This is a genomic window from Pseudomonas sp. H26/SER47-MNA-CIBAN-0231 (assembly GCF_040310465.1).
GTDB classification, from domain to species: Bacteria; Pseudomonadota; Gammaproteobacteria; order Pseudomonadales; family Pseudomonadaceae; genus Aquipseudomonas; species Aquipseudomonas atacamensis.
Genome location: NZ_JBEOPW010000001.1, coordinates 577995 through 604307 on the forward strand (window position 1 = coordinate 577995; position 26313 = coordinate 604307).

The window sequence follows — 26313 nt, forward strand, 5'->3', positions numbered from 1 at the left end:
TTTTTATCCCTTGATGTATGTAGCTGGAGGGACATATTTTGCTTTTCCGCCAGGAACAAAAGTTTGTCCGTAGTATCGGGTTCTGTGACAAAAGCCATCTAGGTTCGCGCCTAAAAGGTTCACGTGCGCTTTATACCGGGCACGCATTTCGTCGTTCGCATCGTCGTGCAGTCGCAGAATTGCTTCTGACATGAAATTGTCCATATGCAGTCGATTCTCGCAATATAGCTGTTCTGCTTCGTCTGCGGCTTTGGTTCCGAACCGATTCATGCTCATGCATGCTTCTTCAAATTGTGCTTGGGCAAGGGTTATTGTTCCTTGCTTTTCCGCTTGGCGGACAATCAATCCTAGTATGCGCTCAACAGCCTGCTGCTGAAGCAGTTGACACTGGTCTTTTGTATAAGACTTTTCTGTGGCTTTAGAGCTTGCACTAGGCGCTCCATATTCCGAAATCTTGAATTTCTCCGGCGCGGAAATCAATGTCATCAACATTGGGCCAAGCGCACCTGGAGTCGCTGCCAAGATCCATTGGTCTAACTCAGCTTGATTATGATAATTCATAATCGTATGAGCGATAATTGCTCCTCTGCCGCCCCCGGTTAACGCCTCATATAACGACATCACCATATCAACGCCTTGCATGTAAGTCATCGCCACTTCCATCCCGGCAGCGCCAAGAAAGTTTAGTTTGTCGATGTAGTCGGCGGCTTCGTCCGTCACAAAAATTAGCGATTTATCCTGATTTTTATGCATTTCCCGTCGCAGCAAGTTAATCAAGTCAGTAACACCGTCATAGCCTACTTCAAATTGAAATTCGCCGCCGACGCCAGCGCCGACGATGACGGAAGCCTTGAACCGCATGATGAAGCGGCCTTCATGCAAGGAGATCCCAATATCTGCCGTAGTACCCAGCCCATACGCGGCAGTAAAGCCTGCTGTGAGTCTGGCCAGGCTCGCCCATTGGCTAGCTTTCGCGTTGTTGACGGTGTTCGCCATGCCGGGCGAAGGGGCGGTGCGCAACACAGCGATATCTTTCGGCGGAGCCCAGTTCAAGGCGCCTGTCAGTAGAATCCCAGCCTGAACTCCTGCAAAGAGATTGAATTGGGCTTTAGCCCCATCTTCAACCCGTACTTTCGCGGCGTCGCCCGCCAGAACAGGTTCGCTTCTAGTTGTAGTTGCTACGGCATTGGTGGTCTCCGGACGTTTTGCATCGGTGATTTCCGGAAGATTGAGGCCGCCTTGTACGTTTGCACGTCCCAACTGCACGCTGGAGGAGAGGAGGAGGGTAGCGCCTGTGTAGCCCCACGCTCTAGCGCCCAAATGGATCGAAAACCTGCCGAGATTCAGGTTTTTGCGGTTTTTCTCGTAATCCAGGTACGGGATCAGGATGTCTTTTGCTTGATCTTTACCCGGCAGATCCATCTTCATCAACTCAACTTCACCGCGTGCCAAGTCAATCCCAAGGCTGGCTTCGGCTTTGGCAGAGGCCTTGAAGTTATCGGTGACGCTGAAGCTCGGACCAGTGACCTTGGTTCCAGTGTGGATGGAGGACTGTGGTGGCGTGAGGCAACGAACCAATTGTGCTTGAGGACTGTTATCGAACAGGCGCAACGAACTTCGAACTTCTTCTTTGAACAGCAGCTGCCGAAGGCGCAGCCCCCAGTCTTTGCGGGCGCCTGCGTCCTCAATAGTATCCACTGTCAGTTTTTTCGACTTGAGATAGGAATGGAAGAGTTCTACATCGAACCAGCCTTTTTCATCGAACCAGTTGCTTTCCTGATCCTTGATGGCCATCGCGCCTTCGAGGCGTAGCCATTCATGGAAAGGGTTATCGTCTGTGTCAGTTTGCGCTTTCCCGTTGCTGTTGCCGGGAAGTTTCTGCAGGTCTTTGCTTGCAGTAGCACCGAGCGCGCTTACGTCTTTTTTCAAGGCTTTTTCAATGCCTTCCAGATTAAGCAGACTCAAATGCTTGACCGGACTGTTGGGGCTATTGAAAAGCGCCACTTCGCGCAACGGAAAGCCAGCCTTGACCAGGCGCTCTTCCGGTTTCGGCTGAAATTGCTCTGGCTCCCACAACAGATGGCGCAGTGGTAGGGCTGCGGCTACAGCGGCTTCTGCATCATCGCGAAGCTTCATGCGCTCTTGTTGAATGTGCTGCCACTCGGTTTTTTCAGCCTGCACGATGCCCGCTGGTGCCGCTACGTTTTGGCCGCTGGCGTCAATCCAGGCTTTGTATTTGGTGCGGATTTGTTCAGCCAGTTTGACCTGCCGCTGTTCCATCTCGAGATATGATTTGAATTTCTCGATACCTGCGCTGATTTCGCCTGTGTCAGGAATGAGGGCAAACTCAGGAAGTGCCAAGCCATAGTCGGCGACTTTCAAAATCGAATCGATATAGGCAGCAAAGTCTTTTTCGATTTTTTTGCGTTCGTTGGCCACGTCGTTCAAATAACCGCACATCCGGGCCTTGCCATCGATCACACAGTTTGTGGCGTCCAGATACGCCTTCTTGTTCTTCTTGAAATCTTCTTCTTTGAGAGTAGTCAGCTTGCCGCTGGCTGTGAGTGCCGCACGGGCTTTCAGATAGGTCTGAACACGAGTTCTAGCCTCAAGAGCACCGGGCGAAAACAGGTTGCCACTTTCATAGATATAGCCAGCTATCTTGGCTTGCTCTATTGCTACAGCCTTCAGCTTCTTCCACTCGTTGTAGAGTCGTTGCAGCTTTTGCCCCTCGGAGTTGGCCTCAAGCAGGCTAGCCTGTTGCTGACCGGCCAGTGCCCGGTTCCGTGCGTACTCACTCTGATCCGGCAACTTCTCCAGCGCCGCTGAATTTCGGGCGTCACGGCTCACGGATTTCAAGCGCATGGCCATGGTTGGCTGCGCAATATCCGGCTCCTGAGCTTCGATTTCCAGCATTCGGCTTTTCTGTTCACCTTGCAGGAAGTTTGACAACTTGGGTTCGAGGAAGTACTCGAGCAACCCCGCGGTGTTCATCCCCTTCAAACGTTCCTCAGGAGACTTGCTTGCGCTGATATGTTGCTCAAGTTCATTCATCGCTTCTTTGATCGAGCTTGCAGCGCGTTCAGGCAGCAGATAGAACATTCTTTCCTTGGTTGCGTAGATCACCTCGCCATAACTTGTCGAGCAAGCCGTTTCCACTTTGTCGAACGCGTTGGGGCAACTGGCAGGCATTACAGGCTGAGGATCAAGCTCCAAGGCAGGTTTCGTTTCAACCGGTGTCGACGGGGCTGAGGCAGTTGCCGCAGAGCTGTCGCGATCTACCTTTGTTGCTTCTGAGATTTCAGTATCCATTTCGCTTCCATTCATTCTTAACGGACGGGTTCATCAAGCAACGCTGGTGGTGAGTTGCTGCAGCTGCTGTACTTTGATGAACGACTCTTCCCTGGATTGCAGGATGGCCATTGCCTGTGGCTGTGTTTCAAGCAGTGGGCCATTTATGATTGACCCCAGCTTCAGCAAGTGACGGCCTTCGTAAATATTGTGGGCAACCAGCACATTGAGGTTTGCCACAAGGTTGGGCAGATGCTCATCGCTCGGCTCGCCGTAATCTGCGTGATGTTCATCTGCCCAATAAATCCAACCCAAATGCTCTTGAACGTTCGCCGCGGATGGTGGCAGGCTGAACACTGAAGTATCGCCCAGCCATTCGACTTCCGAGACGGCGCGCCAACTGAGCCATGGACCTTTATTGCGCCCAAAATGAACCGGCGCTGGGCTGTATACGTGCTGCCAAGGGCCGAACAGCTGATGGGAGTTGTCGCCAGCGGTATAGGCCAGCGCGGCCCACAGGCTTGGCTTGTGGTAGCTCAGCAGGCTTTGTCCGCCAGAGCCATCATTAGCGCGCAAGAGCCAGCGCGCATGGGCGAGCGCTTTGTCAGAATCAGCTGTGGTAATGGCAATGCCAGAGAAATTTTCCTCGCACAGCTTTGCTGCCTCAGTCGCAAGGCGACTGCCCCACGGCGCGGTGATCCAGAGCGGACCGTCAGCGGCGATCTCAGCGAAGGCGGTTTTGAGGAACAGGCTCTGTGCATCTACCACCGGTTCGCCAACACGATAAAGGCGGCTCATCGCGTCAGGCTGTCGAACCGGGTCAATAATGAAACACACTGTTGATTCAGAGCTTTCTCTCGGTAAATCAACGAACCCATGGCGTGGAGCTTCGAGGAGTGCGCTGAGCGCTTTCACATGCATGTGCAATCCTTACGGCTGCAGGCGCCGTTGCTTTGCTTGCCGCACAACGGCGTTATTCCAGACTCATTCAGACGTTTGGGCAGCGGGACAGGGACTTTCCCCGCCTTATCCGCATCCACAACCTTCATCGGCCCCGGCAACAACGGCGCCGCCGGCGTGCCCACCCCGGGCGAGCCACCAGTATTGACCTTCACCTCAGCGCCGCTGATGGTCACGCCACCCGCATCGACCTTGACGAAGCTGCCGCCAGCCTTGGCGGTCAGTTCCATGGCGCCTTCGACCACGACTCTCTGGCCGGCGTAATAATGGATTTCGTTGCCGGCCTCAACAAACTGCCCAGTCCCCACCTTCACATGCTGCGTCACACCCACTGTCAGGTGATCATCCGCGCGCATTTCGCTGATTCGGTCCAGATGGGTGATCCGGTGTTCTTCGACCTTGAACTCGCTCAACACGTTGGCTTCAACAGTGTCATGCCGTTCGTTGCCGACGCGGATTTTCTGGTCGTGTTCGATGTTTTCGTCCCAGTCGCGCTGGGCGTGGAGGTAGATCTGTTCGGCGCCTTTCTTGTCTTCGATGCGGAATTCGTTGTAGCCCTTGCCGCCCGGGGAGCTGAGGGTTTTGAAGGTGCTGCGGGTCTTGTTGGCGGGCAGGTCGTAGGGGACGACGTTTTCCTTGTGATACAGGCAGCCGGCGACGAGGGGCTGGTCGGGGTCGCCTTCGAGGAAAGTGACGAGGACTTCCATGCCGATGCGCGGGATGGCGATGCCGCCGTAGGCGCTGCCTGCCCAGCCGCTGGCGACGCGCATCCAGCAGGTGGTTTTGTCGTCGGACTGGCCGTCGCGGTCCCAGTGGAATTGGACCTTGATGCGGCCGTACTGGTCGCAGTGGATTTCTTCACCGGCAGGGCCGGTGACGACGGCGGTCTGGCTGCCGAGGACTTTCGGTTTCGGGTGTTCGAGGGCAGGGCGGTAGTGCGCGTCCCACGGGGTGGCGAGGAAGCTGTTGCGGTAGCCCTGGTGGAAATCGCTTTTGTTGTCGGTGACGTCGCTGGTGACGTTTTCACCGAGCACTTGCGGTTGTTTGCCTTCGTGGAAGACTTCCAGCAGCAGCCACAGGTCGTTCCACTCGGCGCGCGGATGTTCGGCGAGTGTGAGGAAATGGCCGCTGGTCAGCGTCGGTTCATCACCTTTGCCTTCGGCGAGTTTGTAGTCGCTGCGATGGCGTTCGAGGGCGCGGGTCGAGAGGAACTTGCCGCGCTCGCGGGTGGTGAAGCGGCCGGGGTAATCGTAGTCTTCCAGATCCGGGGCGAATTCGGATTTGACCGCGCCTTCGGGCAGCAGCTTGGGTTTTTCGAAATCGTAGTCGCGACGGCTGACGCGGGTGGTGCGGGTTTCCAGGCGCAGGTTGAAGCGCTTGATCACCGGTTTCTCCGCAGCCATGCCGGAGTCCTGCTGGTAGCTGACCGGCTTCAGTTTGCGGAACACCGTCTGATCGTCGCCGAACACCAGTTTGTGGCCGCTGCTGCTGTGCTGGAAGTGGAAGTGAATGCCTTCCTCTTCGCACAGACGCTGGATGAAATGCAGGTCGGACTCGTCGTATTGCACGCAATACTCACGCTCCGGGTACTCGGCGCCGAGCTGGAAGCTGTAGGCGTCAGAGAGAATGCCGCGATCTTCCAGCACCTGGGCGATGATTTTCGGCACCGTCAGTTGCTGGAAGATCTGCTGATCATGGTTGTGCTGCAGATACGCCAGTTGCGGCATCAGGCTGATGCTGTAGCGGGTCAGGGTCTTGCCGGAGTCGCCCTGCTCGATGCGATAGACCTGGCCGTGAATCTTGCCTTCTCCGGTGGCGCCGAACGTCAGGCACGCGCGCTTGTGCAGCAGCTCTTCGAGCTTCAGGTCGGGGCGGGCGCTGACCAGTTCGAGGTCGAAACGGAACGGTTCGTTGAGGGCTTCGCGACCGGTGAAGCTGAGGACTTGCAGGTCGGCGTTGGCGTCTTCGATCGAGAGGGTGATGTGGGTTGCATTGGCGTCCAGCATGCCTTGAATTCCGTCCGTTGAATAAGCAGGTGATGGATGTTGCAGGATTAGACGGCCTCATTCAAGGCGCAAATGGCGTAGGTGTGGGGCCTTGATGCCATAGGGAAAACCCTTAGGAGGGCGGTTTGGGTCAGTGAAATCGGGCCTTTCATAGACTTTGATGGTGTTTGAGAGATGGCCATCGCGGGCAAGCCCGCTCCCACAGGTTTCTCGGGTGGACACAAAATCGGCGTTCACTAAGGTCCCGTGGGAGCGGGCTTGCCCGCGAAGGCGTCTTCAGCAACACCGCTACAACCAATGCCAGAACCGGCTCCAGAACCCGCGATTGAGGTCTTCCTTGCAGCCGGCATACTGCTGCGCATACAGATCCGAACGGTTCTGCACCTTGCGCGCGGTCGGCGGTAGCCAGGCTTTGCTCGCGTAGGTCTTGTTGCGGAAGCCGCCCCAACCTTCGTGGTAATTCAGGTACTGGTTATAGGCGTCGTATTTGTACACGCCGTTGGTCGAGGTGGTCTTGTCCATGTACCAGCCGACGAAGTCGATGGCGTCGTCGAAGTCTTCGCGATCGGCCCAGTTGCGGCCGGTGCTTTTCTGGTAGTCGGCCCAGACTTCATCCTTGGCTTGCGCATAACCGGAAGCGGTGGAGACGCGGCCCCAGGGAATTACCCAGAGCAGATATTTGCGCGGCGTCTTGGCGTCGTAGCGGTAGCCGGATTCCTGATACATGATCGCGAAAGGCACCTGGATCGGCACACCCCAGCGTTTCTGCGTGACTTGCGCAGCGTCGTACCAATCGCTTTTCTCGCGGAAGATTGCGCAGATGTCTTCCGGGGAGCGGGGCGGCGAGGTGCCGCAACCGCTCAGCAGGGTGGCCATGGTCAGGAGGGCGAGGATGTGCCTGTGATTCAAGAGCTGTTTTCCGTCGTGCGCAAAAAGGCCGACAGTCTACGCGCTCAGCTCAATTGATGACGATAGGGCAGATCCGGACCGGTTTTGCTGCAGGTCAGTGCGGCGGCTTGTACGGCGAACCTGAGCATGCCGTCGATTTGCTCGCGACTGAGCTGCTGGACGCCTTCGACCGAGTCCAGCGAATGTTCGGTCAGCCAGGTGATCAGCGCCGCCTGGAAGGTGTCGCCGGCGCCTACCGTATCGGCGATCTGAATCTGATTGGCCGGCACCGACCACGAGCCATGCGCGCGACTGAACACCGTTGCGCCGTCGCCTCCGCGCGTCAGGAAGACGATCTGGCAGCGATGCTCGAGCCAGCTTTCAATAACATGCTGCGGATCTTGCTCGGGATAGAGCAGGCTCAGATCCTCGTCGCTGACTTTGATCAGATCGGCCAGTTGAACCAGCGTGGCGATGCGCTCGCGCCATAGCTCGATGTTCGGCTCGGGATTGAGGCGCACGTTGGGATCGAGGCTGATCAGGCGTTTGCCGCTTTCGCGCTGAACCAGCTTAAGCAAGGTGTCGCCGATCGGCTGTACCACCAGCGAAAACGAGCCGATGTGCAGGCCGCGCACCTCGTCGCCGAGCGTCGGCAGATGTGCCTCGCTCAGTTGCCGGTCGGCGCAGCCTTCGCCACGGAAGCTGTAATGCGGCGAGCCATTGGCGCCTACCGCGACCATTGCCAGGGTGGTCGGCGCGGCGAAATCCACCAGATAGTCCGGGCGCACACCTTCGTCCTGCAGGACTTGCTGCAAACGGCGGCCGAGGTAGTCGGTGGACAGGCCGCCGAAGAGCGCCGAGTCCACGCCCAAGCGGCGCAGACCGACGGCGACGTTGAACGGCGAGCCGCCGGCAATCGCCTTGAAATTGACTTTCGAGGCCAGACCACTGGCATCGTTTTCGCTGAAGAAATCAAACAGGGCTTCGCCACACACCAGGTACATAGTTGTTTGCTCGTTATAGGGTTGCGACATGCTGTTGATAGCGTTCGTAGGCCTGCTGGAACGCCGCGACATTGGCGGCGATCGGCAGGGTTTCGCTGCCCGCGTCGAGTTTCACGCAGCGCTCGCACAGCTCGGCCAAGGACACATCATCGCCGTGAGAGCGCGACGCGCACCACGCCGCTTGAATCGCCGCACCCAGTGCGGCGGCTTCGCTTTGTTCGGTGCAGATCACCGGAGCGTTCATGATATCGGCGACGATCTGCCGCCACACCGCGCTCTTCGAGCCGCCGCCGATCAGGCAAATGCGCCGGCTTTGTAAACCATTCTGGCGGAGTAAATCCAGCCCGTAGCGCAAACCGAAGGTGGTGCCTTCGACAGCGGCGCGGCACAGATTGGCCTGGGTCAGGTTGTCCATGGTCAGGCCATGCAGGCTGCCGGTGGCGTGGGGCAGGGCGGGGACGCGCTCACCGTTGAGGAACGGCAACATGCTCACACCTTCGGCGCCGATGGGCGATTGCGCGACCAATTCGTTGAAGGTCGGCAGGTCGAGCTTGAACAGTTCCCGAATCGCACCGGTGGCGTTGGTCAAGTTCATGGTGCAGATCAACGGCAGCCAGCCGCCGCTGGAGGAACAGAACGTGGCAACCGAGGCATCGGCGCTGACGCTCGGCTCCTCCGAATAGGCGTAGACCGTGCCGGACGAACCGAGGCTCATGGTGATCGCGCCGGGCTGGATATTGCCGGTACCGATGGCGCCCATCATGTTGTCGCCACCGCCGCTGGAAACCACCGCGTTGGGGTTGATGCCGAGTTGCTCGGCGATTGCCGGGAGGAGAGTGCCGACGGCGGCGTGCGCGTCGATCAGCTCCGGCAGCGCGGCTTGCAAACGGCCGCTGGCATCGATGTCGCGCAGGATCTGTACATCCCACTGCCGCGTGCGCACATTGAAATAGCCGGTGCCGGACGCATCGCCGTATTCGCTGCAGGCGCGACCGGTGAGCCAGTAGTTGAGGTAGTCGTGAGGCAACAGAATCCGGGCGATGCGTGAGAACACGTCGGGATGCTGCTCTTTGGTCCAGAGCAGTTTCGACACCGTGTAGCCCGGCGCAATGACCACGCCGAGGCGTTCCAGCGAACCTTTCTCGCCGCCCATTTGCGCGAGCAAGCGCTCGTTTTCCGGCGTGGTTTCGGTGTCGCACCAGAGTTTGGCCGGACGCAGCACTGCGCCTTGCTCATCGAGCAGGACCAAGCCGTGTTGCTGGCCGGAGACGCCGACACCGAGGATCGCCTGGCCGTCGACGTTGGCCACTTGCAAGGCCTGGCGGGTGGCGCTGACGAACGCGTCGAGCCACTGTTGAACGTCTTGTTCGCGGCGGCCGTTGGCGCCGCTGATCATCGTGTGCGGCGCTGCGCCCAGACCGAGCACCTGGCCGCTGCCGGCGTCGAGGATGATCGCTTTGGTGCCTTGGGTGCCGCAGTCGATACCCAGGAAGAGCTTTGTTGTTGTCATGTATGGGCCTGTCAGATTGCGCTGAAGATCAAGAGCTACCCCCTCACCCCAGCCCTCTCCCCCACGGGGGCGAGGGGGAAAGGGAGCAGATTTTCATGCCTTTCACACTCTGTATTCGACTCGGAATTTCAGGTCGATGAATAACGGAAGAACCACGCGGTCGGTTCCCTCTCCCTCCGGGAGAGGGCTAGGGTGAGGGGCTTTTCAGCCGAGCACCCGTTCCAGAGTCCGCGAAACCCCAACCTCGCGCAAACTCTGGCAGCACCACTCGAACGCTGCAACAAACTCCGCCGACTTCGGTATCGCCGTGCCGAAAATCTCTTCCACGCCCAACAGGCGTTCGGTGATCAACTCATCGTCCGCCACCAATCCCTGGCAGAAAGCCGCTCGCGGATCCGGAATCGAATACGTATCGCCATTCTCATCCACGCCCTTCAAATACAGCGCCCACGCCGCCACGACTAGCGCTGCACGCTTGGTCTCGCGGCCATCGGCGATCAGCCGATTGATCGTCGGCACGGTGAACTTGGGAAACTTCGATGAGCCATCCGAACACACGCGCTCCAGTTGATCGGCAATCGCCTGATTGGAGAACCGCGCGACCAGCGTGTCCTTGTATTCGCTCAGATCAATGCCCGGCACCGGCGCCAGCTGCGGCGTGACATCCAGATCCATATAAGCGCGCATGTAACGCACGAACAGCGGATCGTTCATGGTCTCGTGGACGAAGCGATAACCCTTGAGAAAGCCCAGATACGTCAGCGCCAGGTGACTGCCGTTGAGCAGTTTGATTTTCATCTCTTCGTACGGCGACACATCGTCGGTGAACTGCACGCCGACCTTTTCCCACGCCGGGCGGCCGTTGACGAATTTATCCTCCAGCACCCACTGCACAAACGGTTCGCAGACCACCGGCCAGGCATCGTCGACGCCGTGTTTGTCGGCCAGTTGCAGGCGATGCGCGGTGCTGGTCATCGGCGTGATGCGGTCGACCATGGCGTTGGGGAAGCTGACGTTCTGGTCGATCCAATCGCGCAATTGCGGATCACGCAGCGAGGCGAACGCCAGCAGCGCCTTGCGCGCGACGGCGCCGTTGTGCGGCAGGTTATCGCAGGACATCACGGTAAATGCCGGAACACCCGCCGCACGGCGTTTGGCCAATGCGGCGCAGAGGAAACCGAACACGGTGCCCGGCGCCTCGGGATGGGCGAGGTCGTGTTGAATCTGCGGCAGATGCGCCATGAATTCGCCGCTGCTGTCGTCGATGCAGTAACCGCCCTCGGTGATGGTCAGCGAAACGATGCGGATCTGCGGTTCGGCGAGTTTGTCGATCAGCGTTTGCGCGCCATCTTCGGCCAGCAGCATGTCGCGGATCGCGCCGATGACGCGCACTTCGGTGTCATCGCTGTCGCCCAGTTCGAAGAGGGTGAACAGGTAATCCTGCTCGCGCAGATCATCGCGAGCGCGGCGATCTTCCGGGCGCAGGCCGACGCCGCAGATTGCCCAGTCCAGCGCTTCGCCAGTGTTCATCAAGGCATCGGTGTAATACGCCTGGTGCGCGCGGTGGAAACCGCCGACGCCGATGTGGGCGATGCCCTGGCGTGTGTCGCTCAGGTTGTAGCCCGGCAGTTGCACTTCGGCGGCGAGGCGGTTGAGGTTCTGTTGGTTGAGTTTCATCGGATAGTCTCGAAATCAGGCGGCAGCGCGCAGTGGGCGAGTCAGCGCCACACCTTCAGCGTCGAACAGGTGGCAGTGAGTCGGGTCCAGACGCAGGCTCAATTGCTCGCCGTAACGGCTGGCCAGATCGCCGCGCACGCGCATGGTCAGGGCTTCACTGGCGCTGGTAGTGACGTGGCAGAAGGTGTCGCTGCCAAGGCGTTCGCTGACATCGGCAGTCACCTGCAGCGTGCAGTCGCCAGGTTGCGCCAGCTCCAGGTGTTCAGGGCGAATACCCAGCGTGACTGCGCTGCCGACACTGAGGCTGGCGGCGTTGAACGGCAGGGTGATGCGCGTGCCGGCGTCCAGCGAAACTTCGCAGCTGGCGCCGTCGATGCGGGCAATCTTGCCTTTGAGGAAACCCATTTTCGGCGTGCCGAGGAAGCCTGCGACAAACAGGTTGGCCGGGTTGTGATACAGGTCCAGCGGCGAGCCGACCTGCTCGATCCTGCCGCCATTGAGCACCACGACTTTATCGGCCATGGTCATCGCTTCGACCTGATCGTGGGTCACGTAGATCATCGTCGCTTGCAGGTCTTTGTGCAGGCGCAGCAGCTCCAGACGCATCTGCACGCGCAACGCCGCGTCGAGGTTGGACAGCGGTTCATCGAAGAGGAAAATCTTCGGGTTGCGCACGATGGCACGGCCGATCGCCACGCGCTGGCGCTGGCCGCCGGAGAGCTGTTTCGGTTTGCGCTCGAGCATCGGTCCGAGCTCGAGAATCCGCGCCGCTTCGCCAACCTTGCGCTCGACCTCGGCTTTCGGCACGCCGGCCAGATCGAGGGCGAACGACATGTTCTTTTTTACAGTCATGTGCGGGTACAGCGCGTAGGTCTGGAACACCATCGCCAGATCGCGCTTGGCCGGGCTGACTTCAGTGATGTCGCGGCCATCGAGTTCGATGGTGCCACCGCTGACCTCTTCCAGCCCGGCGATCAGGCGCAGCAGGGTGGATTTGCCGCAGCCCGACGGGCCGACGAAGACCACGAATTCCTTGTCGTTCACTTCCAGGTCAATGCCCTTGATGATGGAAAAGCCTTCGAAGCCTTTTTGCAGATTCTTGATTTTCAGGTTGGCCATGAGATGGGCCTCCGCATTGTTGTTATTCGATTGAGCTGGATAAGCTCTTTTGTGGGAGCGAGCTTGCTCGCGAAGGGGCCGTGTCAGTCACCATCATTGTTGGATGACACTCCGCTTTCGCGAGCAAGCTCGCTCCCACAGTGAATCGCATTAGATTGAGAGGCTTCATTTCACGGCACCGAACGAGAGCCCGCGTACCAGTTGCTTCTGGCTGATCCAGCCAAAGATCAGAATCGGCGCACAGGCCAGGGTCGAGACGGCCGACAACTTGGCCCAGAACAATCCTTCGGGACTTGAATACGAGGCGATCAACGCGGTCAGTGGTGCGGCATTCGATGAGGTCAGGTTCAGCGACCAGAACGCCTCGTTCCAGCACAGGATCAGCGACAGCAGCACGGTCGAGGCGAGGCCGCCCTTGGCGATCGGCAGCAGCACGCGGACCATCTCCTGCCACAGCGTCGCACCGTCGAGGCGGGCGGCTTCGAGGATGTCTTTGGGGATGTCCTTGAAGTAGGTGTAAACCATCCAGACCACGATCGGCAGGTTGATCAGCGTGTAGATCACGATCAGCGCGATGCGCGTGTCGAGCAGGCCGAAACTCTTGGCCAGCAGGTAGATCGGCATCAGCACGCCCACCGGCGGCAGCATCTTGGTCGAGAGCATCCACAGCAGCGTGCCTTTGGTGCGCTGGGTTTCATAGAACGCCATCGAGTAGGCCGCCGGCACCGCGATCAACAGGCACAGGGCGGTGGCGCTGAAGGAGATCACCACCGAGTTCCAGGCGAAGCTGAAGTAATCGCTGCGCTCGTTGATGTGCAGGTAGTTCTCCAGCGTTGGCGTGAAGATGAACTGCGGCGGCGTGGCGAAGGCGTCGATTTCGCTCTTGAAACTGGTCATCACCATCCAGAAGATCGGGAAGAAAATCACGATCGCGATGGCCCAGGCCAGGGTGCCGAGCAGCAGGCTTTGCAGGCGGCGGGATTGTTGGAGGGTCATGGCAGGCCTCACGCTTTGTCAGTCAGGTTTTTGCCGATCATCCGCACCAGAATGATCGCGGCGATGTTGGCGATGACCACGGCAATCAAACCGCCGGCCGAAGCCATGCCGACATCGAACTGCACCAGCGCCTGGTTGTAGATCAGGTAGGCGAGGTTGGTCGAGGCGTAGCCGGGGCCACCGTTGGTGGTGGTGAAGATTTCGGCGAACACCGAGAGCAGGAAGATCGTTTCAATCATCACCACCACAGCAATCGGCCGCGCCAGGTGCGGCAGGGTCAGGTGCCAGAAAATCGCGATCGGGCCGGCACCGTCCAGGCGTGCAGCTTCTTTCTGTTCCTGATCCAGCGATTGCATCGCTGTCATCAGAATCAGGATTGCGAAGGGCAGCCATTGCCACGAAACAATGATGATGATCGACAGCAGCGGATAGTGCGCCAGCCAGTCCACTGGTTGCGCACCGAACAGCTTCCAGATGTAGGCGAGGATCCCCGAGACCGGGTGGAAAATCAGGTTCTTCCAGATCAACGCGCCGACGGTGGGCATGATGAAAAACGGCGAGATCAGCATCACCCGCACCAGACCGCGCCCAAGGAATTCGCTGGCCTCCAGCAACGCGCTGATCAATACACCGAAGACCACGCTGATCAGCAGCACACTGCCAACGAGCAACAACGTATTGGTCGCGCCGGGCATGAAACCCGAATCGGTGAGGAAATAGGTGAAGTTCTCCAACCCCACAAACTCGTTTTCACCGGGGTAGAGCAGGTTGTAGCGGATCATCGAAAAGTACAGGGTCATGCCCAGCGGCACGATCATCCACAGCAGCAACAGCGCCACCGAAGGGCTGACCAGAAACCAGCCGGGATTGCGCACGCGCAGCTTGCGCTGGGGTGGCGACAGGTCGATGTGGGCTTTGGCAGTTGAAGTATTCATGGCATTCACAACCGAGTCATACAGACCTATGGAGATCCCCATGTGGGAGCGAGCCTGCTCGCGAAAGCGCCGGATCAGTGTCATGTGTGTTGGCTGACACGACGCCTTCGCGAGCAGGCTCGCTCCCACAGAGGCAGGAGCAAGTCGTTCAGCGCTTACTTGGGATAACCCGCGCGCTTCATCTCCCGTTCCGTAGTCTGCTGCGCCGCCGCCAGCGCCTGATCCACCGTGGTCTGGCCGATCAGCGCAGCCGAGAACAGCTTGCCGACCTGGGTGCCCACTGCCTGGAATTCGGGGATGGTCACCAATTGAATGCCGATGTACGGCACCGGTTTCAGCGTCGGTTTGCTTGGGTCAGCGGCTTTCAGCGATTCCAGCGTCACCTTGGCAAACGGCGCAGCGCTCATGTACGCATCGCTGTAGGTCGAAGCGCGGGTGCCCGGTGGCACGTTGGCGATGCCATCGGTCTTGGCAACCAGTTCGCCGTACTCTTTGGACGTGGCCCAGGCGCTGAAGGTTTTTGCTGCGTCCTTGGCCTTGGAACTGGTCGGAATCGCCAGCGCCCACGAATACAACCACGCCGAGCCTTTATCCGTGACCTGATGCGGAGCGAAGGTGAAACCGACGCTATCGGCGACCTTGCTCTGGGTCTTGTCGGTGACGAACGAGCCGGCGACGCTGGCGTCGACCCAGATCGCGCATTTGCCGCTGTTGAACAGGGCGAGGTTTTCGTTGAAACCGTTGCTCGACGCGCCCGGCGGGCCGGATTTCTTCATGGTGTTGACGTAGAAATTCAGCGCGTTTTTCCATTCCGGGCCGCTGAATTCCGGTTTCCACTGCTCATCGAACCAGCGCGCGCCATAAGCATTGGCGACCGTGGTGACCAGCGCCATGTTCTCGCCCCAACCGGCCTTGCCGCGCAGGCAGATGCCGTACTGCTCTTTGTCTTTCTGGGTGAGCTTTTCCGCAAACCCGGCGATCTCTTCCCAGGTCGGACGCTCCGGCATGGTCAGCCCGGCTGCCTTGAACAGGTCGGTGCGGTAATAGGTGATCGAACTCTCCGCGTAAAACGGCAGCGCATACAGCGAACCCTTCACCGACAGGCCTTCGCGCACCGACGGAAAGACATCGTCGAGGGCGTAACTGGCCGGCAGGTCCTTCATCGGCTCCAGCCAACCCTTGCCGCCCCAGAGTGCGGCTTCGTACATGCCGATGGTCAATACGTCGAACTGGCCACCCTGTGTGGCGATGTCGGTGGTCAGGCGCTGACGCAGGACGTTTTCTTCCAGCACCACCCAATTGAGCTTGATGTCCGGATGCTCGCTCTCGAAGGTTTTCGAGAGTTTTTGCATGCGGATCATGTCGCTGTTGTTGACGGTGGCGATGGTCAGGGTCTGGGCGCCAAGGCTGACGCTGCTGAGGGTCATGCAGGTGAGAGCGAGCAGAGCTTTTGCAGTGGGTTGCATCGTGCACTCCTTTTCTGACACCCAACGGGGCAGAAGGACAGTTATTGTTTTTGTGTCTTCCGAATGCAGGAAGAATCTGCGCTGATTACAGCCTTCCACGGCGGGGCTGACAAATCATCCCTAGCACTTTTGTTGATACTTTTTTGCACTGGGGTTTGGTGGGGGGAACGCAGGGAAGGGGTTTTGCGCGAGGTGCGGTTAACGAATGCGTACAGATTTCGCCAGCCGGGGCACGGTTTTTTGTGGGAGCGAGCCTGCTCGCGAAGATGGTGTGTCAGCACAGGACTTTTCACTGACAGACCGCTTTCGCGAGCAGGCTCGCTCCCACAGGTGGCGTGTCGTCAGAGATGGTTCTGTTCAGTCAGCCGCTGCACTGCCAGCCGTCGATAGTGCGACGGCGTCATGCCCTTGAGTTGCTGAAAGCGTCGATTGAAGTTGGAAATATTGTTGAAGCCCGACTCGAAGCACACCTCGGTCACCGGTTTGTCGCCGTCGGCCAGCAGTTCACAGGATTTGCTGATGCGCAGGCGATTGACGAATTCGATGAAGTTGCGCCCGGTGGCCTGTTTGAATACCCGGCTGAAGTAAGTTGGCGTCATGCCCAGGTGCTCGGCCACTTCCTCCAGTGAAATGTCCCGGGCGTAATGGCTGAAGATGTAATCGACCGCGCGGTTGGTGCGGTCGATGTTGTGTTCGTCGGCCAATTGCGGGGTGGTGGCACCGGACAACAACTGGTAATCCTCACTCGCAGCGAGCAATTCCATCAGGATGAAAAAATGCCCGAGGCGGGTGATGCCGGTGCTGTCGGCGATCCGCTGCATGAGTGTCATGGCCTGACGGATCGTGCGCTTGCAGCGAAATTCGATGCCGTACTGCGCGCGCTCAAGCAGTGGCGCCAGGGATTTCAGCTCAGCGAACACCTGGTGCCCGCTCTCGAACAATTCGTCGGTGAAGTTGACCAGCATGTCGCGCTTCTCCACCACTTCATCTTCAGCGACCTGGCTGATCCAGTTGTGCGGCAGGTTGGGACCGGTCAGAAACAGGGTTTCCGGATAGAAGTTGCCGATGTAATCGCCGATGAACACTTTGCCGGAACTGGCAACGATCAGGTGCAGTTCGTATTCCTTGTGGAAATGCCAGCGCACCAGCGGGCAGGGGAAGCCGTGCTGGCGGTAGATGATGGACAAGCCGTTATGGTCGTCCATCAACTCGTAGGAAGGGTCGGTCACGCGAGCGTTTCGGGTCATGACAAGGCACTTTTTATTATCGCTGCGCGATCATGCCTCGTTTTTTGCCATTTGTGCCACTTCCGACCGGCCGTCCGTGGTAACCGCTCAGTTGAGCTTGTCGCGGGCCTTTTGCAAGTTGGCCATTTGGCAGAAACGCACGATGTTCGAATTCTTGATGAAGTCGAAATTGATGATGTTGCACTTGCGCGCCCAATCGGATTTTTCCGGGTCGAACCACTCGTCAAGACTGTCGAGGATTCGCTGCGGGCCGCCGAGTGTGTAACTGGTTGCCGACAGCGACCACGGGCGGCGCGTACTGACAGGTGTGCTCAGTACGTTGTCTATATAGCCATAGAGATCCGAGGTGCTGACCTGTGATTTGCCGATCCACTTGTGATTGATCTGGCTATAAAAGCGGAAGTCCAGGGTTTCCCAGGTCATCGGCGCAGCTACCATAATGCGCTGCAATGGATCGATGGCTTTGAGTTGGCCAATTGTCAGATGCAGATTTTCGGTGGGAATGATCCGTTCCCCAAGGTGCTCCAGCAAAGCTGTTCTGAATTCCTCATGGTTGAATGGATCTGTAGCGTTGGAAAGTTCATGAAAGTCCAGAACGATAAACTCGTTCGGGCTTCTTTCATAAAACCCCTTGAGGTCTCTGATCAGGTCTTCAAGCGTTCGCGAAGAGTTGAAGCCATTGTGCTGGAAACGGAATCTCGCCAGTTGTTTCGCCTTGCTGTTGTAAACAAGGCGTACATCAAGTGCGCGAGCGCCGCGATTCAACTGCGAATAAAACGAAACGTCCTGGCAGGCAAGCCAGTTTTTCCCGGGAATCAGGGCGTAAGACGCTTCCCAGTCACAGCCGGCGTTATGCGCGCCGGGCAGGGTCATTTCGAATAACGAAAGATTATCGATTTGTGGTAAATCAGCCATCCATTGATGGGTTGGTATATCGTCGAAGTTTTCCATGTTGCATATCCTGCGAAGTGGTTGATTAGTTGCGCGCAGGATGTTTATAAGCATGTTCGCGTTATTGCGAAAGTTCGCTTTTAATGCAAGTCATGTAATTGATGTAATCAACGCTCTGTTGGATTTAACTGGTTTTTCGCTTCGATCCATTGAGCCATGTATTGAGTGCTTTTGAGTGTGTGATGTCGCAGCATGGCGCCGGTGAAGTTGTCGTTTCTAAGTTGTGCCAAGTGTTGTCGGCAATCAGCTATCCGGTTGATCAGACGCGGGCCATGTACGCTGCGCTGATAACGCTGCTGCAAAAGTGCCGAAGACTGAATCTGCGCTTGCTTCCAGCGCGCTGGATCTTCGTACATTTGCACGGCCTGTTCGGCGAAGGTATTTGCGTCCAGGGCAACCGCTCCCGGCCAAGGAGCATCGCCGTGCATGGCTTCGGCGCCGATCGGTGTGGTCACGCTTGGCGTGCCACAGAGCATGGCATCGACCAGTTTGCCCTTGATTCCCGCGCCAAAGCGCAATGGCGCGAGGCAGACTCGTGCTGCGGACATCACTTCAAGCGCATCTTCGGCCCAGTCCATGATGTGAAAGCCTTGGGCCGGGTTGTGCAATGCGGTGGCTTTGGGCGGCGTATAGGCGCCATAGATATGCAGTTGCGCGCGAGGCAAGCGCGCGCGGATCAGCGGCCAGAGCGTGGTCTTCATCCAGAGCACGGCATCCCAGTTTGGCGCGTGACGGAAGTTGCCAATGCTGAGGAAATGCGCGCGCTCTTCGAAACCTGGCGCGGTGGTGTCCGGAAGATCAATCATCAACGGACACCAATGCAGGATTTGCCGAGGCAGGCCGAATTCCTCCACCAGCAGGTCGATCTCGACTTCGGAAATCATCAGGTTCAAATCACACCGGTACAGCGCAGCGATTTCCCGTTTGGCCAGATCGGTGCTCGCCATCAGCTGGAATTCTTCGTGCAATGCCGGTGCGAACAGTTCGGTGAAATCAGTCTGCTCGTCGTCGCTTTTCAGCCGGTCTTTCAGACGCTGATGACGCGCATGCCGCAGGCTTTGCAGGTCGGAGGTTTCCAGGATGCGCAGTGCGTCCGGGCAGTGTTTCTCCACCCGCCAGCCAAACTGTTCTTCCATCATGAACTGATCGAACAGCACGATATCCGGCGCCAACCCGCTGATGAACGTATCAAAGCTGCTGTTGTTGAGTTCGATCGGCACTTCGCGAATGCCCAGTGACGTCAGGTCAGCCTTGTGTTCCCCCGGGCCGGCCGGGCTGCTGAACGTGATGTCCCAGCCTTGCTCGAGGAACGCTTCAAGAATCTGCATGACATGCCCGCTGGCCGCCGAAGAGCGGGGCTCGGGCCAGACGTAGCCGATGACCAGGACTTTGGTGGGAACGGAGTGGGACATCACTGGATTCTCGGCGCATAAAAAAGGGCGCAATTAAACCACAGTGATGTGTGCTCATCGCCAGTTCAGGTTGATCACGATTGCTCGGGTTCCAGCCAATGCTGGTAGATCCGCAGGACTATTCCAGTATGGATTTGACCTTGTCGCGTAACTGGTCAATCGAAAACGGTTTGCCGATGACATGCATGTCGCCGGGTACTTCGATAGTCTCGGCATAACCGCTGGCAAACAGGATGGGCAGAGCAGGGCGCAGCTGACGGGCCCTTTGAGAGAGTTCGCGACCGTCCATGCCAGGCAGGCCGTGGTCGGTCATCATCAAATCGATGGCTTTGCCAGGATCCGCAAGGATTTCGAGTGCCGCGTTGCCGTCATCAGCCTCCAATACCGTGTATTCCAGCTCCTCCAGCACATCCACGATGAGCATGCGCACGATGTCGTCATCTTCTACGACAAGGATAGTGGAGGCATTGGCAGACATGGCAGGACTCTCAAAAATTGAAATCGGGGGATACCGGGCAAGCGAATTTTGCCGGACTCTTGCATGAGTAAGTGGCGCATAGCCACAAGTTCCCGAGCTGATACAAAAAAGAACAGGTCAGTGCGGTGCGGCAAGGATAACCGTTGGCGTCGTCCAATGCGCAGGCGTGTGTAGGAAAATGCCATCATTTGTGTGAGAAAAATGGATCCATGGCGGGGTTTTGGGGCAAACTCTCGGGTTTTCAACAGTTCGACAAGGCTGCCCCATGTCCTCTCCGTCCTCGGTTGATGAACAACGGTTCCGCAAACTTCTGAGTCGCAACGTCAGCCTGCCGCTGGGCGTCGGCGTGCTCAGCGCCGTGTTCTTCGTCTCGCTGATCACTTATTTGCTGTCGGTCATCCAATGGGTCGAGCACACCGACCGGGTGATCAATAACGCCAATGAAGCGGTGAAGCTCACCGTTGATCTGGAAACCGGCATGCGCGGCTATCTGCTCAGCGGTGACGAGCACTTTCTCGACCCGTATGAGATCGCCAAGCCGCGCATTGATGTTGCCCTCAATACGTTGCTGGAGCTGACCGCCGATAATCCGGTGCAGACCGATCGCTTGCGCCGTTTGCAAGCCTTGCAGGTGGAGTGGGCCAATTACGCGCAGTCTATGATCGATCTGCAGCGCAGCAGTGGCGACTATCGCGGTGCGGTCAAGGCCGGGCGGGGCAAGCGCCTGACCGATGAAATCCGCAAGCAATTCGAGGACGTCATCGAGACCGAGCAGGTGCTGCGCGCCACGCGCAACGAGGATGTGCGCCGCACGACGATCTGGAGCATCACCCTTTACCTGATCTTCATCGTCGGGATCAGCGGTTTGCTGGCCTACATCGGCCGCCGTGATCTGCTCAACCTGTCGACCAATTACAGCGCCAACCTCGCCGCCCAACTGGCCAGCGCCGAACGCCTCGAGAAACAGGCGTGGCTGCGCAACGGCCAGACACAATTGGCCGAGCAGGTGCTGGGGCAACTGACGCTGAACCTGCTGGGGCGCAACATTCTGCAATTCTGCGCGCAATACCTCGGCACTGCCGTCGCCGCGCTTTATGTGCGCGAAGAACATGGCGGCCTCAAGCGCGTGGCGACTTATGGTTTCTCCCGCGAGCAGGAAGAGCTGAACCAGACGATTTACAGCGGCGAAGGCATCGTCGGCCAAGTCGCAGAACAAGCACGCCTGATCCGTCTCGACGCGGTCCCGGACGACTATTTCAAAGTCAGCTCTGGTCTCGGTGCAGGCCTGCCGCACAGTGTGCTGGTGGTGCCGACCAGCGATGATGATCGGGTCAACGGTGTGATCGAACTGGGCTTCCTGCGTCCGCTGTCCGAGCGCGATATCGAACTGCTGGAACTGATTGCTGGCAACATCGGCACCTCGATCGAAGCGGCGCGTTACCGTCAGCGCTTGCAGGAAGTGCTCGCCGAAACCCAGCAGCTCAATGAAGAGCTGCAAGTGCAGCAGGAAGAACTGAAGACTGCCAACGAAGAGCTGGAAGAACAGTCGCGGATTCTCAAGGAATCCCAGGCGCATCTGGAAACCCAGCAAGTGGAGCTGGAGCAGACCAACGAGCAGCTCGCCGAGCAGCGCGATGCGATGGACAAGAAAAACACCGAGCTGAATCATGCGCAGATCCAGCTTGAAGAGCGTGCCGAAGAGCTGCAACGTTCGAGCAAGTACAAGTCCGAATTCCTCGCCAACATGTCCCACGAACTGCGCACGCCGCTCAACAGTTCGCTGATTCTGGCCAAGCTGCTGGCGGAGAACCCGCAGCAGAATCTGTCGGCGGAACAGGTCAAGTTTGCCGAATCGATCTATTCGGCCGGCAACGATCTGCTCAACCTGATCAACGACATCCTCGACATTTCCAAGGTCGAGGCCGGCAAGCTTGAAGTGATTGCCGAAAACACCCGCGTCGATCGTCTGGTCGACGGCTTGCGCTCGATGTTCGAACCCTTGGCGGCGGACAAGAAACTGGCCTTCAGCGTCGAGGTTCAGCCGGACGCACCGGGCTTGCTGTTCACCGACCGTCAGCGTCTGGAGCAGGTCATCAAGAACCTGCTGTCCAACGCGATCAAGTTCACCGAGCACGGCGCCGTGAGCCTGACCATCACCGCGCAGCCGAATGATCACATCGCCTTCAGCGTCAAGGATTCCGGGATCGGTATCGCTGCCGATCAGCAAGAAAGTATCTTCGAGGCGTTCCGTCAGGCGGATGGCACCACCAATCGCAAGTACGGCGGCACCGGTCTGGGCCTGTCGATCTCGCGGGATCTGGCGACGTTGCTGGGCGGTTCGATCAGCGTCGACAGCGTGCCGGGGCAGGGCAGTACGTTTACGCTAGTGTTGCCGCGTCAGTATCACGAATTCGGTGAAACGCCGGCCGCGCCGCTGACCTTCCACCCGGCACCTGTGACGCCTGCGCCAGTTGCTGTTGCGGCTCCGCTCGCATCGGCGATTCCAGCGGTTATCCCGCGCTTTGCCGACGATCGCGACAAGGCACCGTTCGCCACCCGCTGCATTCTGGTGGTGGAGGACGAACCGAACTTCGCCCGTATCCTCTATGACCTGGCCCATGAGTTGGGCTACATGTGTCTGGTCGCCCACGGCGCTGACGAAGGTTACGACCTGGCGCGCGAATTCGTTCCGGATGCGATCCTGCTCGACATGCGCCTGCCGGATCATTCCGGTCTGACCGTGCTGCAACGCCTGAAAGAACGCGCCGAAACCCGGCACATTCCAGTGCACGTGATTTCCGTGGAAGACCGCGTCGAAGCGGCCATGCACATGGGCGCGATCGGCTACGCAGTGAAGCCGACCACCCGCGAAGAGCTCAAGGATGTGTTCGCCCGTCTCGAGGCCAAGCTGACGCAGAAGGTCAAACGCGTGCTGCTGGTCGAAGACGACGATCTGCAACGCGAAAGCATCGCGCGGCTGATTGGCGACGAAGACATCGAAATCACTGCGGTCGGCCTGGCCCAGGACGCACTGGAACTGCTGCGCACGACCATCTACGACTGCATGGTCATCGACCTCAAGCTGCCGGACATGCTCGGCAACGATCTGCTCAAGCGCATGTCCACCGAGGACATCTGCTCGTTCCCGCCGGTCATCGTTTACACCGGACGCAATCTGACCCGCGATGAAGAGGCCGAACTGCGCAAGTATTCGCGCTCGATCATCATCAAGGGCGCGCGCTCGCCGGAGCGGTTGCTCGACGAGGTCACACTCTTTCTGCACAAAGTCGAATCGCAGCTGTCCCATGAACGGCAGAAGATGCTCAAGACCGCGCGCAGCCGCGACAAGGTCTTTGAAGGTCGCAAAGTGCTGCTGGTGGACGACGATGTGCGCAACATCTTCGCCCTGACCAGCGCGCTGGAACACAAAGGCGCAGTCGTGGTGATCGGCCGTAATGGCCGCGAAGCGATTGAGAAACTTCATGAAGTCGAGGACATCGACCTGGTGCTGATGGACGTGATGATGCCGGAAATGGATGGCTTCGAAGCCACCATGGAAATCCGCAAGGATCCGCGCTGGCGCAAGCTGCCGATCATCGCGGTGACGGCCAAGGCCATGAAGGACGATCAGGAGCGCTGCCTGCAAGCGGGCGCCAACGATTACCTGGCCAAGCCCATCGACCTTGATCGTCTGTTCTCGCTGATACGTGTGTGGTTACCGAAAATGGAACGCATCTAGTGGAACGCAGCAGTTCAGCCGAGCGCAACAGCGAAATCGAATTACGCTTGTTGATCGAGGCGATTTACCTGAAATACAGCTATGACTTTCGCGACTACTCCGGCGCTTCGATCAAGCGCCGGGTGCAACACGCGCTGAGTCAGTTCGAGTGCGCAACCATCTCGGCCCTGCAAGAAAAAGTCCTGCACGACCCGACGGCGTTCATGCAACTGCTGCAACTGCTGACGATCCCGGTCAGCGAGATGTTCCGCGATCCGTCGCATTTCCTGGCGATCCGCAACGAAGTGGTGCCGCTGCTGCGCACCTATCCGTCGCTGAAGATCTGGATTGCCGGCTGCAGCACGGGCGAGGAGGTCTATTCGATGGCGATTCTGCTGCGCGAGGAAGGCCTGCTCGACCGCACGATCATCTACGCCACCGACATTAACCCGCGCTCGCTGGAGAAGGCCAAGCAAGGGATTTTCTCCATGGAAAACGTCCGCGCCTACACTGCCAACTATCAGCAGGCCGGCGGTCAGCGTTCGTTTGCCGATTACTACACCGCAGCCTACGGCTACGCGATTTTCGACAAGAGCCTGTGCGAGAACGTGACGTTCGCCGACCACAGCCTGGCCACCGACAGCGTGTTCTCCGAAACCCAGTTGATTTCCTGCCGCAACGTGCTGATCTATTTCAACAAGAAGTTGCAGGACCGGGCGTTCGGGCTGTTCCATGAATCGTTGTCGCATCGCGGCTTTCTGGTGCTGGGCAGCAAGGAAACCCTGGATTTTTCCAATTACTCGAACCAGTTCGAGGCGTTGGTCAAACAAGAACGGATCTACCGCAAATCATGAACGACACCCCGAGCCTGCCTCGCATCGAGGCCGTCGTGATCGGCGCCTCCGCAGGCGGTGTCGAGGCGTTGCTGACCTTGCTCGGGCCATTACGCAAAGGCTATGTGCTGCCGATCATCATCGTTCTGCATCTGCCGGAAGAACGCCGCAGTCATCTGGCCGAAGTGTTCTCCCGCCGTGTGGCGATGCCGGTCAAGGAAGCTGAAGACAAGCAGGACATTGAAGCCGGCACGGTGTATTTCGCCACGCCCGGTTATCACTTGTCGGTCGAAGCGGATCGCAGCCTGTCGCTGAGCCTGGAGGACCGCGTACATCATTCGCGGCCTTCAATCGATTACCTGTTTGAATCCGCCGCTGATGTTTATGGCCAGACACTCGCCGCCGTCCTGCTGACCGGCGCCAATCACGATGGCGCGCGCGGGCTGGCCTGCGTCAAGCAGTGCGGCGGCCTGACCATTGTTCAAGACCCCGATGATGCACAAGTCGCCACCATGCCCCAGGCTGCACTGAACGTTCTGCAGCCGGATCATGTCCTACCCATTCACGGCATCGGCCGTCTGCTAGTCGAGCTGGAACGAATCGCATGCTGAGTAATATCCAAGCCAAACTGTTGATCGTTGACGATCTGCCAGAAAACCTGCTGGCGCTGGAAGCGCTGATCAAGCGCGAGGATCGCACGGTCTACAAGGCTCTGTCGGCGGACGAGGCACTGTCGCTGTTGCTGCAACACGAATTCGCCATGGCCATTCTCGACGTGCAGATGCCGGGCATGAACGGCTTCGAACTGGCCGAGTTGATGCGCGGCACCGAGAAGACCAAGAACATTCCGATCATTTTCGTCAGCGCCGCTGGCCGTGAACTCAACTACGCGTTCAAGGGCTACGAAAGCGGTGCGGTGGACTTCCTGCACAAGCCGCTGGACATTCATGCGGTGAAGAGCAAGGTTAACGTTTTCGTCGATCTGTATCGCCAGAGCAAGGCCATGAAACAGCAGGTCGAGGCGCTGGAGCAGGCCCGCCGTGAGCAGGAAGCGCTGCTGCAACAACTGCAAAGCACCCAGCTTGAGCTGGAACAAGCGGTGCGCATGCGCGATGACTTCATGTCCATCGTTGCGCACGAGGTGCGCACGCCGCTCAATGGTCTGATTCTTGAAACCCAGCTGCGCAAGATGCACCTGGCGCGGGATAACGCCGCGGCGTTCACCCTCGACAAGATGCAGGCGATGGTCGACCGCGATGAGCGGCAGATCAAAAGCCTGATTCGCCTGATCGAAGACATGCTCGATGTCTCGCGAATCCGCACCGGCAAACTGTCGATCCGCCCGAGTCGTTTCGATCTGGTGCAACTGGTCAGCAATCTGCTGCAAAATTTTGCACCGCAAATGGAAGCGGCGGAAACCAGCGTTTCCTTTGAGGCGTCCGAGCCGGTCGAAGGTTGCTGGGACGAGTTCCGCATCGAGCAGGTGGTGTCCAATCTGCTGACCAACGCCTTGCGCTACGGCGGTCGCAGCCCGATTCAGGTGCGCGTCTATCGCGAAGGCGAGGAGGCGCGGGTCGAAGTTCAGGACCACGGCATCGGCATCAGCGCCGAGAACCAGAAGCGTATTTTTCAGCAGTTCGAACGGGTGTCCGCCAAGACGGTGGTGGCCGGGCTCGGGCTGGGTCTGTTCATTTCCGAGCAGATCGTCGCCGCCCATGGCGGCTCCATCGTCGTCGAGAGTGAAATCAACGAAGGCGCCCTGTTTCGCGTTTGTCTGCCGATCCAGGAAAACGGCATATCCGACGCAACCTCTGAGTGACCA

General features: G+C 58.5%; 19 protein-coding genes. 4 read left to right on the top strand and 15 right to left on the bottom strand.

Annotated features, from left to right (window positions below):
- Window positions 1-3 precede the first annotated feature (3 nt).
- The 15 genes from AAEZ10_RS02595 to AAEZ10_RS02665 form a co-directional block, all read right to left on the bottom strand.
- A complete protein-coding gene (locus AAEZ10_RS02595; RefSeq protein WP_258378302.1) occupies window positions 4-3312 on the bottom strand; it encodes a hypothetical protein in 3309 nt (1102 codons plus the stop codon).
- A gap of 33 nt (window positions 3313-3345) precedes the next feature.
- Window positions 3346-4212 (bottom strand): DUF4123 domain-containing protein, encoded by an 867-nt coding sequence (locus tag AAEZ10_RS02600; RefSeq protein ID WP_350567454.1) that lies wholly within the window; start codon window positions 4210-4212, stop codon window positions 3346-3348.
- Window positions 4203-6257, bottom strand: coding sequence for a type VI secretion system Vgr family protein (locus AAEZ10_RS02605; protein ID WP_350567457.1), 2055 nt, complete (start codon window positions 6255-6257; stop codon window positions 4203-4205). Before AAEZ10_RS02605 ends, AAEZ10_RS02600 begins: the two co-directional genes overlap by 10 nt.
- Window positions 6258-6545: 288 nt before the next feature.
- The gene (locus tag AAEZ10_RS02610; RefSeq protein WP_350567552.1) at window positions 6546-7133 is read right to left on the bottom strand and encodes a transglycosylase SLT domain-containing protein; all 588 of its coding nucleotides are present in this window, start codon (window positions 7131-7133) and stop codon (window positions 6546-6548) included.
- Between the two features lie 77 nt (window positions 7134-7210).
- The gene (locus AAEZ10_RS02615; protein WP_350567460.1) at window positions 7211-8149 is read right to left on the bottom strand and encodes a carbohydrate kinase family protein; all 939 of its coding nucleotides are present in this window, start codon (window positions 8147-8149) and stop codon (window positions 7211-7213) included.
- Window positions 8150-8162: 13 nt separating this feature from the next.
- Complete coding sequence (gene xylB, locus AAEZ10_RS02620) at window positions 8163-9659, bottom strand: xylulokinase (RefSeq protein ID WP_350567463.1); 1497 nt, start codon at window positions 9657-9659, stop codon at window positions 8163-8165.
- A gap of 204 nt (window positions 9660-9863) precedes the next feature.
- Entirely contained in the window at window positions 9864-11336 is a 1473-nt protein-coding gene (locus AAEZ10_RS02625; RefSeq protein WP_350567466.1) for a mannitol dehydrogenase family protein, read from the bottom strand.
- 15 nt (window positions 11337-11351) lie between these two features.
- On the bottom strand, window positions 11352-12455 hold the full coding sequence (locus tag AAEZ10_RS02630; protein ID WP_071172662.1) for an ABC transporter ATP-binding protein: 1104 nt from the start codon (window positions 12453-12455) through the stop codon (window positions 11352-11354).
- 165 nt (window positions 12456-12620) lie between these two features.
- A complete protein-coding gene (locus AAEZ10_RS02635; RefSeq protein WP_016774872.1) occupies window positions 12621-13451 on the bottom strand; it encodes a carbohydrate ABC transporter permease in 831 nt (276 codons plus the stop codon).
- A gap of 8 nt (window positions 13452-13459) precedes the next feature.
- On the bottom strand, window positions 13460-14386 hold the full coding sequence (locus tag AAEZ10_RS02640; protein ID WP_041480415.1) for a carbohydrate ABC transporter permease: 927 nt from the start codon (window positions 14384-14386) through the stop codon (window positions 13460-13462).
- 155 nt (window positions 14387-14541) lie between these two features.
- Window positions 14542-15852: an ABC transporter substrate-binding protein gene (locus tag AAEZ10_RS02645; protein WP_073476160.1), complete on the bottom strand. Its 1311-nt coding sequence runs from the start codon at window positions 15850-15852 to the stop codon at window positions 14542-14544.
- 341 nt (window positions 15853-16193) lie between these two features.
- Window positions 16194-17099: an AraC family transcriptional regulator gene (locus tag AAEZ10_RS02650; RefSeq protein WP_110645390.1), complete on the bottom strand. Its 906-nt coding sequence runs from the start codon at window positions 17097-17099 to the stop codon at window positions 16194-16196.
- A gap of 87 nt (window positions 17100-17186) precedes the next feature.
- On the bottom strand, window positions 17187-18050 hold the full coding sequence (locus tag AAEZ10_RS02655) for a PI-PLC domain-containing protein (RefSeq protein WP_110645389.1): 864 nt from the start codon (window positions 18048-18050) through the stop codon (window positions 17187-17189).
- A 107-nt stretch (window positions 18051-18157) separates the two neighbouring features.
- Entirely contained in the window at window positions 18158-19462 is a 1305-nt protein-coding gene (locus tag AAEZ10_RS02660; protein ID WP_350567472.1) for a glycosyltransferase, read from the bottom strand.
- Between the two features lie 118 nt (window positions 19463-19580).
- On the bottom strand, window positions 19581-19940 hold the full coding sequence (locus AAEZ10_RS02665; RefSeq protein WP_071172561.1) for a response regulator: 360 nt from the start codon (window positions 19938-19940) through the stop codon (window positions 19581-19583).
- Window positions 19941-20205: 265 nt separating this feature from the next.
- Here AAEZ10_RS02665 and AAEZ10_RS02670 point away from each other — a divergent pair, with 265 nt between their 5' ends.
- From AAEZ10_RS02670 to AAEZ10_RS02685, 4 genes are read left to right on the top strand one after another with little or no spacing between them, the layout of a single operon-like run.
- Window positions 20206-23679 carry a response regulator gene (locus AAEZ10_RS02670; RefSeq protein ID WP_350567475.1) on the top strand — a complete coding sequence of 1158 codons (3474 nt, stop codon included), beginning with the start codon at window positions 20206-20208 and terminating at the stop codon, window positions 23677-23679.
- Window positions 23679-24512 carry a CheR family methyltransferase gene (locus tag AAEZ10_RS02675; protein ID WP_016774863.1) on the top strand — a complete coding sequence of 278 codons (834 nt, stop codon included), beginning with the start codon at window positions 23679-23681 and terminating at the stop codon, window positions 24510-24512. Before AAEZ10_RS02670 ends, AAEZ10_RS02675 begins: the two co-directional genes overlap by 1 nt.
- Window positions 24509-25102 (top strand): chemotaxis protein CheB, encoded by a 594-nt coding sequence (locus AAEZ10_RS02680; RefSeq protein WP_110645386.1) that lies wholly within the window; start codon window positions 24509-24511, stop codon window positions 25100-25102. The genes AAEZ10_RS02675 and AAEZ10_RS02680 overlap by 4 nt, the downstream gene beginning before the upstream one ends.
- On the top strand, window positions 25096-26310 hold the full coding sequence (locus tag AAEZ10_RS02685; protein WP_071172558.1) for a hybrid sensor histidine kinase/response regulator: 1215 nt from the start codon (window positions 25096-25098) through the stop codon (window positions 26308-26310). The genes AAEZ10_RS02680 and AAEZ10_RS02685 overlap by 7 nt, the downstream gene beginning before the upstream one ends.
- Window positions 26311-26313: the final 3 nt, after the last annotated feature.

Excerpts from the sequence above, each read along its gene's own strand:
- AAEZ10_RS02635 (WP_016774872.1), bottom strand. The coding sequence starts at position 13,451 with ATGACCCTCCAACAATCCCGCCGCCTGCAAAGCCTGCTGCTCGGCACC.
- AAEZ10_RS02610 (WP_350567552.1), bottom strand. The coding sequence starts at position 7,133 with ATGGCCACCCTGCTGAGCGGTTGCGGCACCTCGCCGCCCCGCTCCCCG.
- AAEZ10_RS02600 (WP_350567454.1), bottom strand. The coding sequence starts at position 4,212 with ATGCATGTGAAAGCGCTCAGCGCACTCCTCGAAGCTCCACGCCATGGG.
- AAEZ10_RS02630 (WP_071172662.1), bottom strand. The coding sequence starts at position 12,455 with ATGGCCAACCTGAAAATCAAGAATCTGCAAAAAGGCTTCGAAGGCTTT.
- AAEZ10_RS02650 (WP_110645390.1), bottom strand. The coding sequence starts at position 17,099 with ATGACCCGAAACGCTCGCGTGACCGACCCTTCCTACGAGTTGATGGAC.
- AAEZ10_RS02595 (WP_258378302.1), bottom strand. The coding sequence starts at position 3,312 with ATGGATACTGAAATCTCAGAAGCAACAAAGGTAGATCGCGACAGCTCT.
- AAEZ10_RS02665 (WP_071172561.1), bottom strand. The coding sequence starts at position 19,940 with ATGTCTGCCAATGCCTCCACTATCCTTGTCGTAGAAGATGACGACATC.
- AAEZ10_RS02680 (WP_110645386.1), top strand. The coding sequence starts at position 24,509 with ATGAACGACACCCCGAGCCTGCCTCGCATCGAGGCCGTCGTGATCGGC.
- AAEZ10_RS02615 (WP_350567460.1), bottom strand. The coding sequence starts at position 8,149 with ATGTACCTGGTGTGTGGCGAAGCCCTGTTTGATTTCTTCAGCGAAAAC.
- AAEZ10_RS02605 (WP_350567457.1), bottom strand. The coding sequence starts at position 6,257 with ATGCTGGACGCCAATGCAACCCACATCACCCTCTCGATCGAAGACGCC.
- AAEZ10_RS02670 (WP_350567475.1), top strand. The coding sequence starts at position 20,206 with ATGTCCTCTCCGTCCTCGGTTGATGAACAACGGTTCCGCAAACTTCTG.
- AAEZ10_RS02625 (WP_350567466.1), bottom strand. The coding sequence starts at position 11,336 with ATGAAACTCAACCAACAGAACCTCAACCGCCTCGCCGCCGAAGTGCAA.
- AAEZ10_RS02660 (WP_350567472.1), bottom strand. The coding sequence starts at position 19,462 with ATGTCCCACTCCGTTCCCACCAAAGTCCTGGTCATCGGCTACGTCTGG.
- AAEZ10_RS02655 (WP_110645389.1), bottom strand. The coding sequence starts at position 18,050 with ATGGAAAACTTCGACGATATACCAACCCATCAATGGATGGCTGATTTA.
- xylB (WP_350567463.1), bottom strand. The coding sequence starts at position 9,659 with ATGACAACAACAAAGCTCTTCCTGGGTATCGACTGCGGCACCCAAGGC.
- AAEZ10_RS02645 (WP_073476160.1), bottom strand. The coding sequence starts at position 15,852 with ATGCAACCCACTGCAAAAGCTCTGCTCGCTCTCACCTGCATGACCCTC.
- AAEZ10_RS02640 (WP_041480415.1), bottom strand. The coding sequence starts at position 14,386 with ATGAATACTTCAACTGCCAAAGCCCACATCGACCTGTCGCCACCCCAG.
- AAEZ10_RS02685 (WP_071172558.1), top strand. The coding sequence starts at position 25,096 with ATGCTGAGTAATATCCAAGCCAAACTGTTGATCGTTGACGATCTGCCA.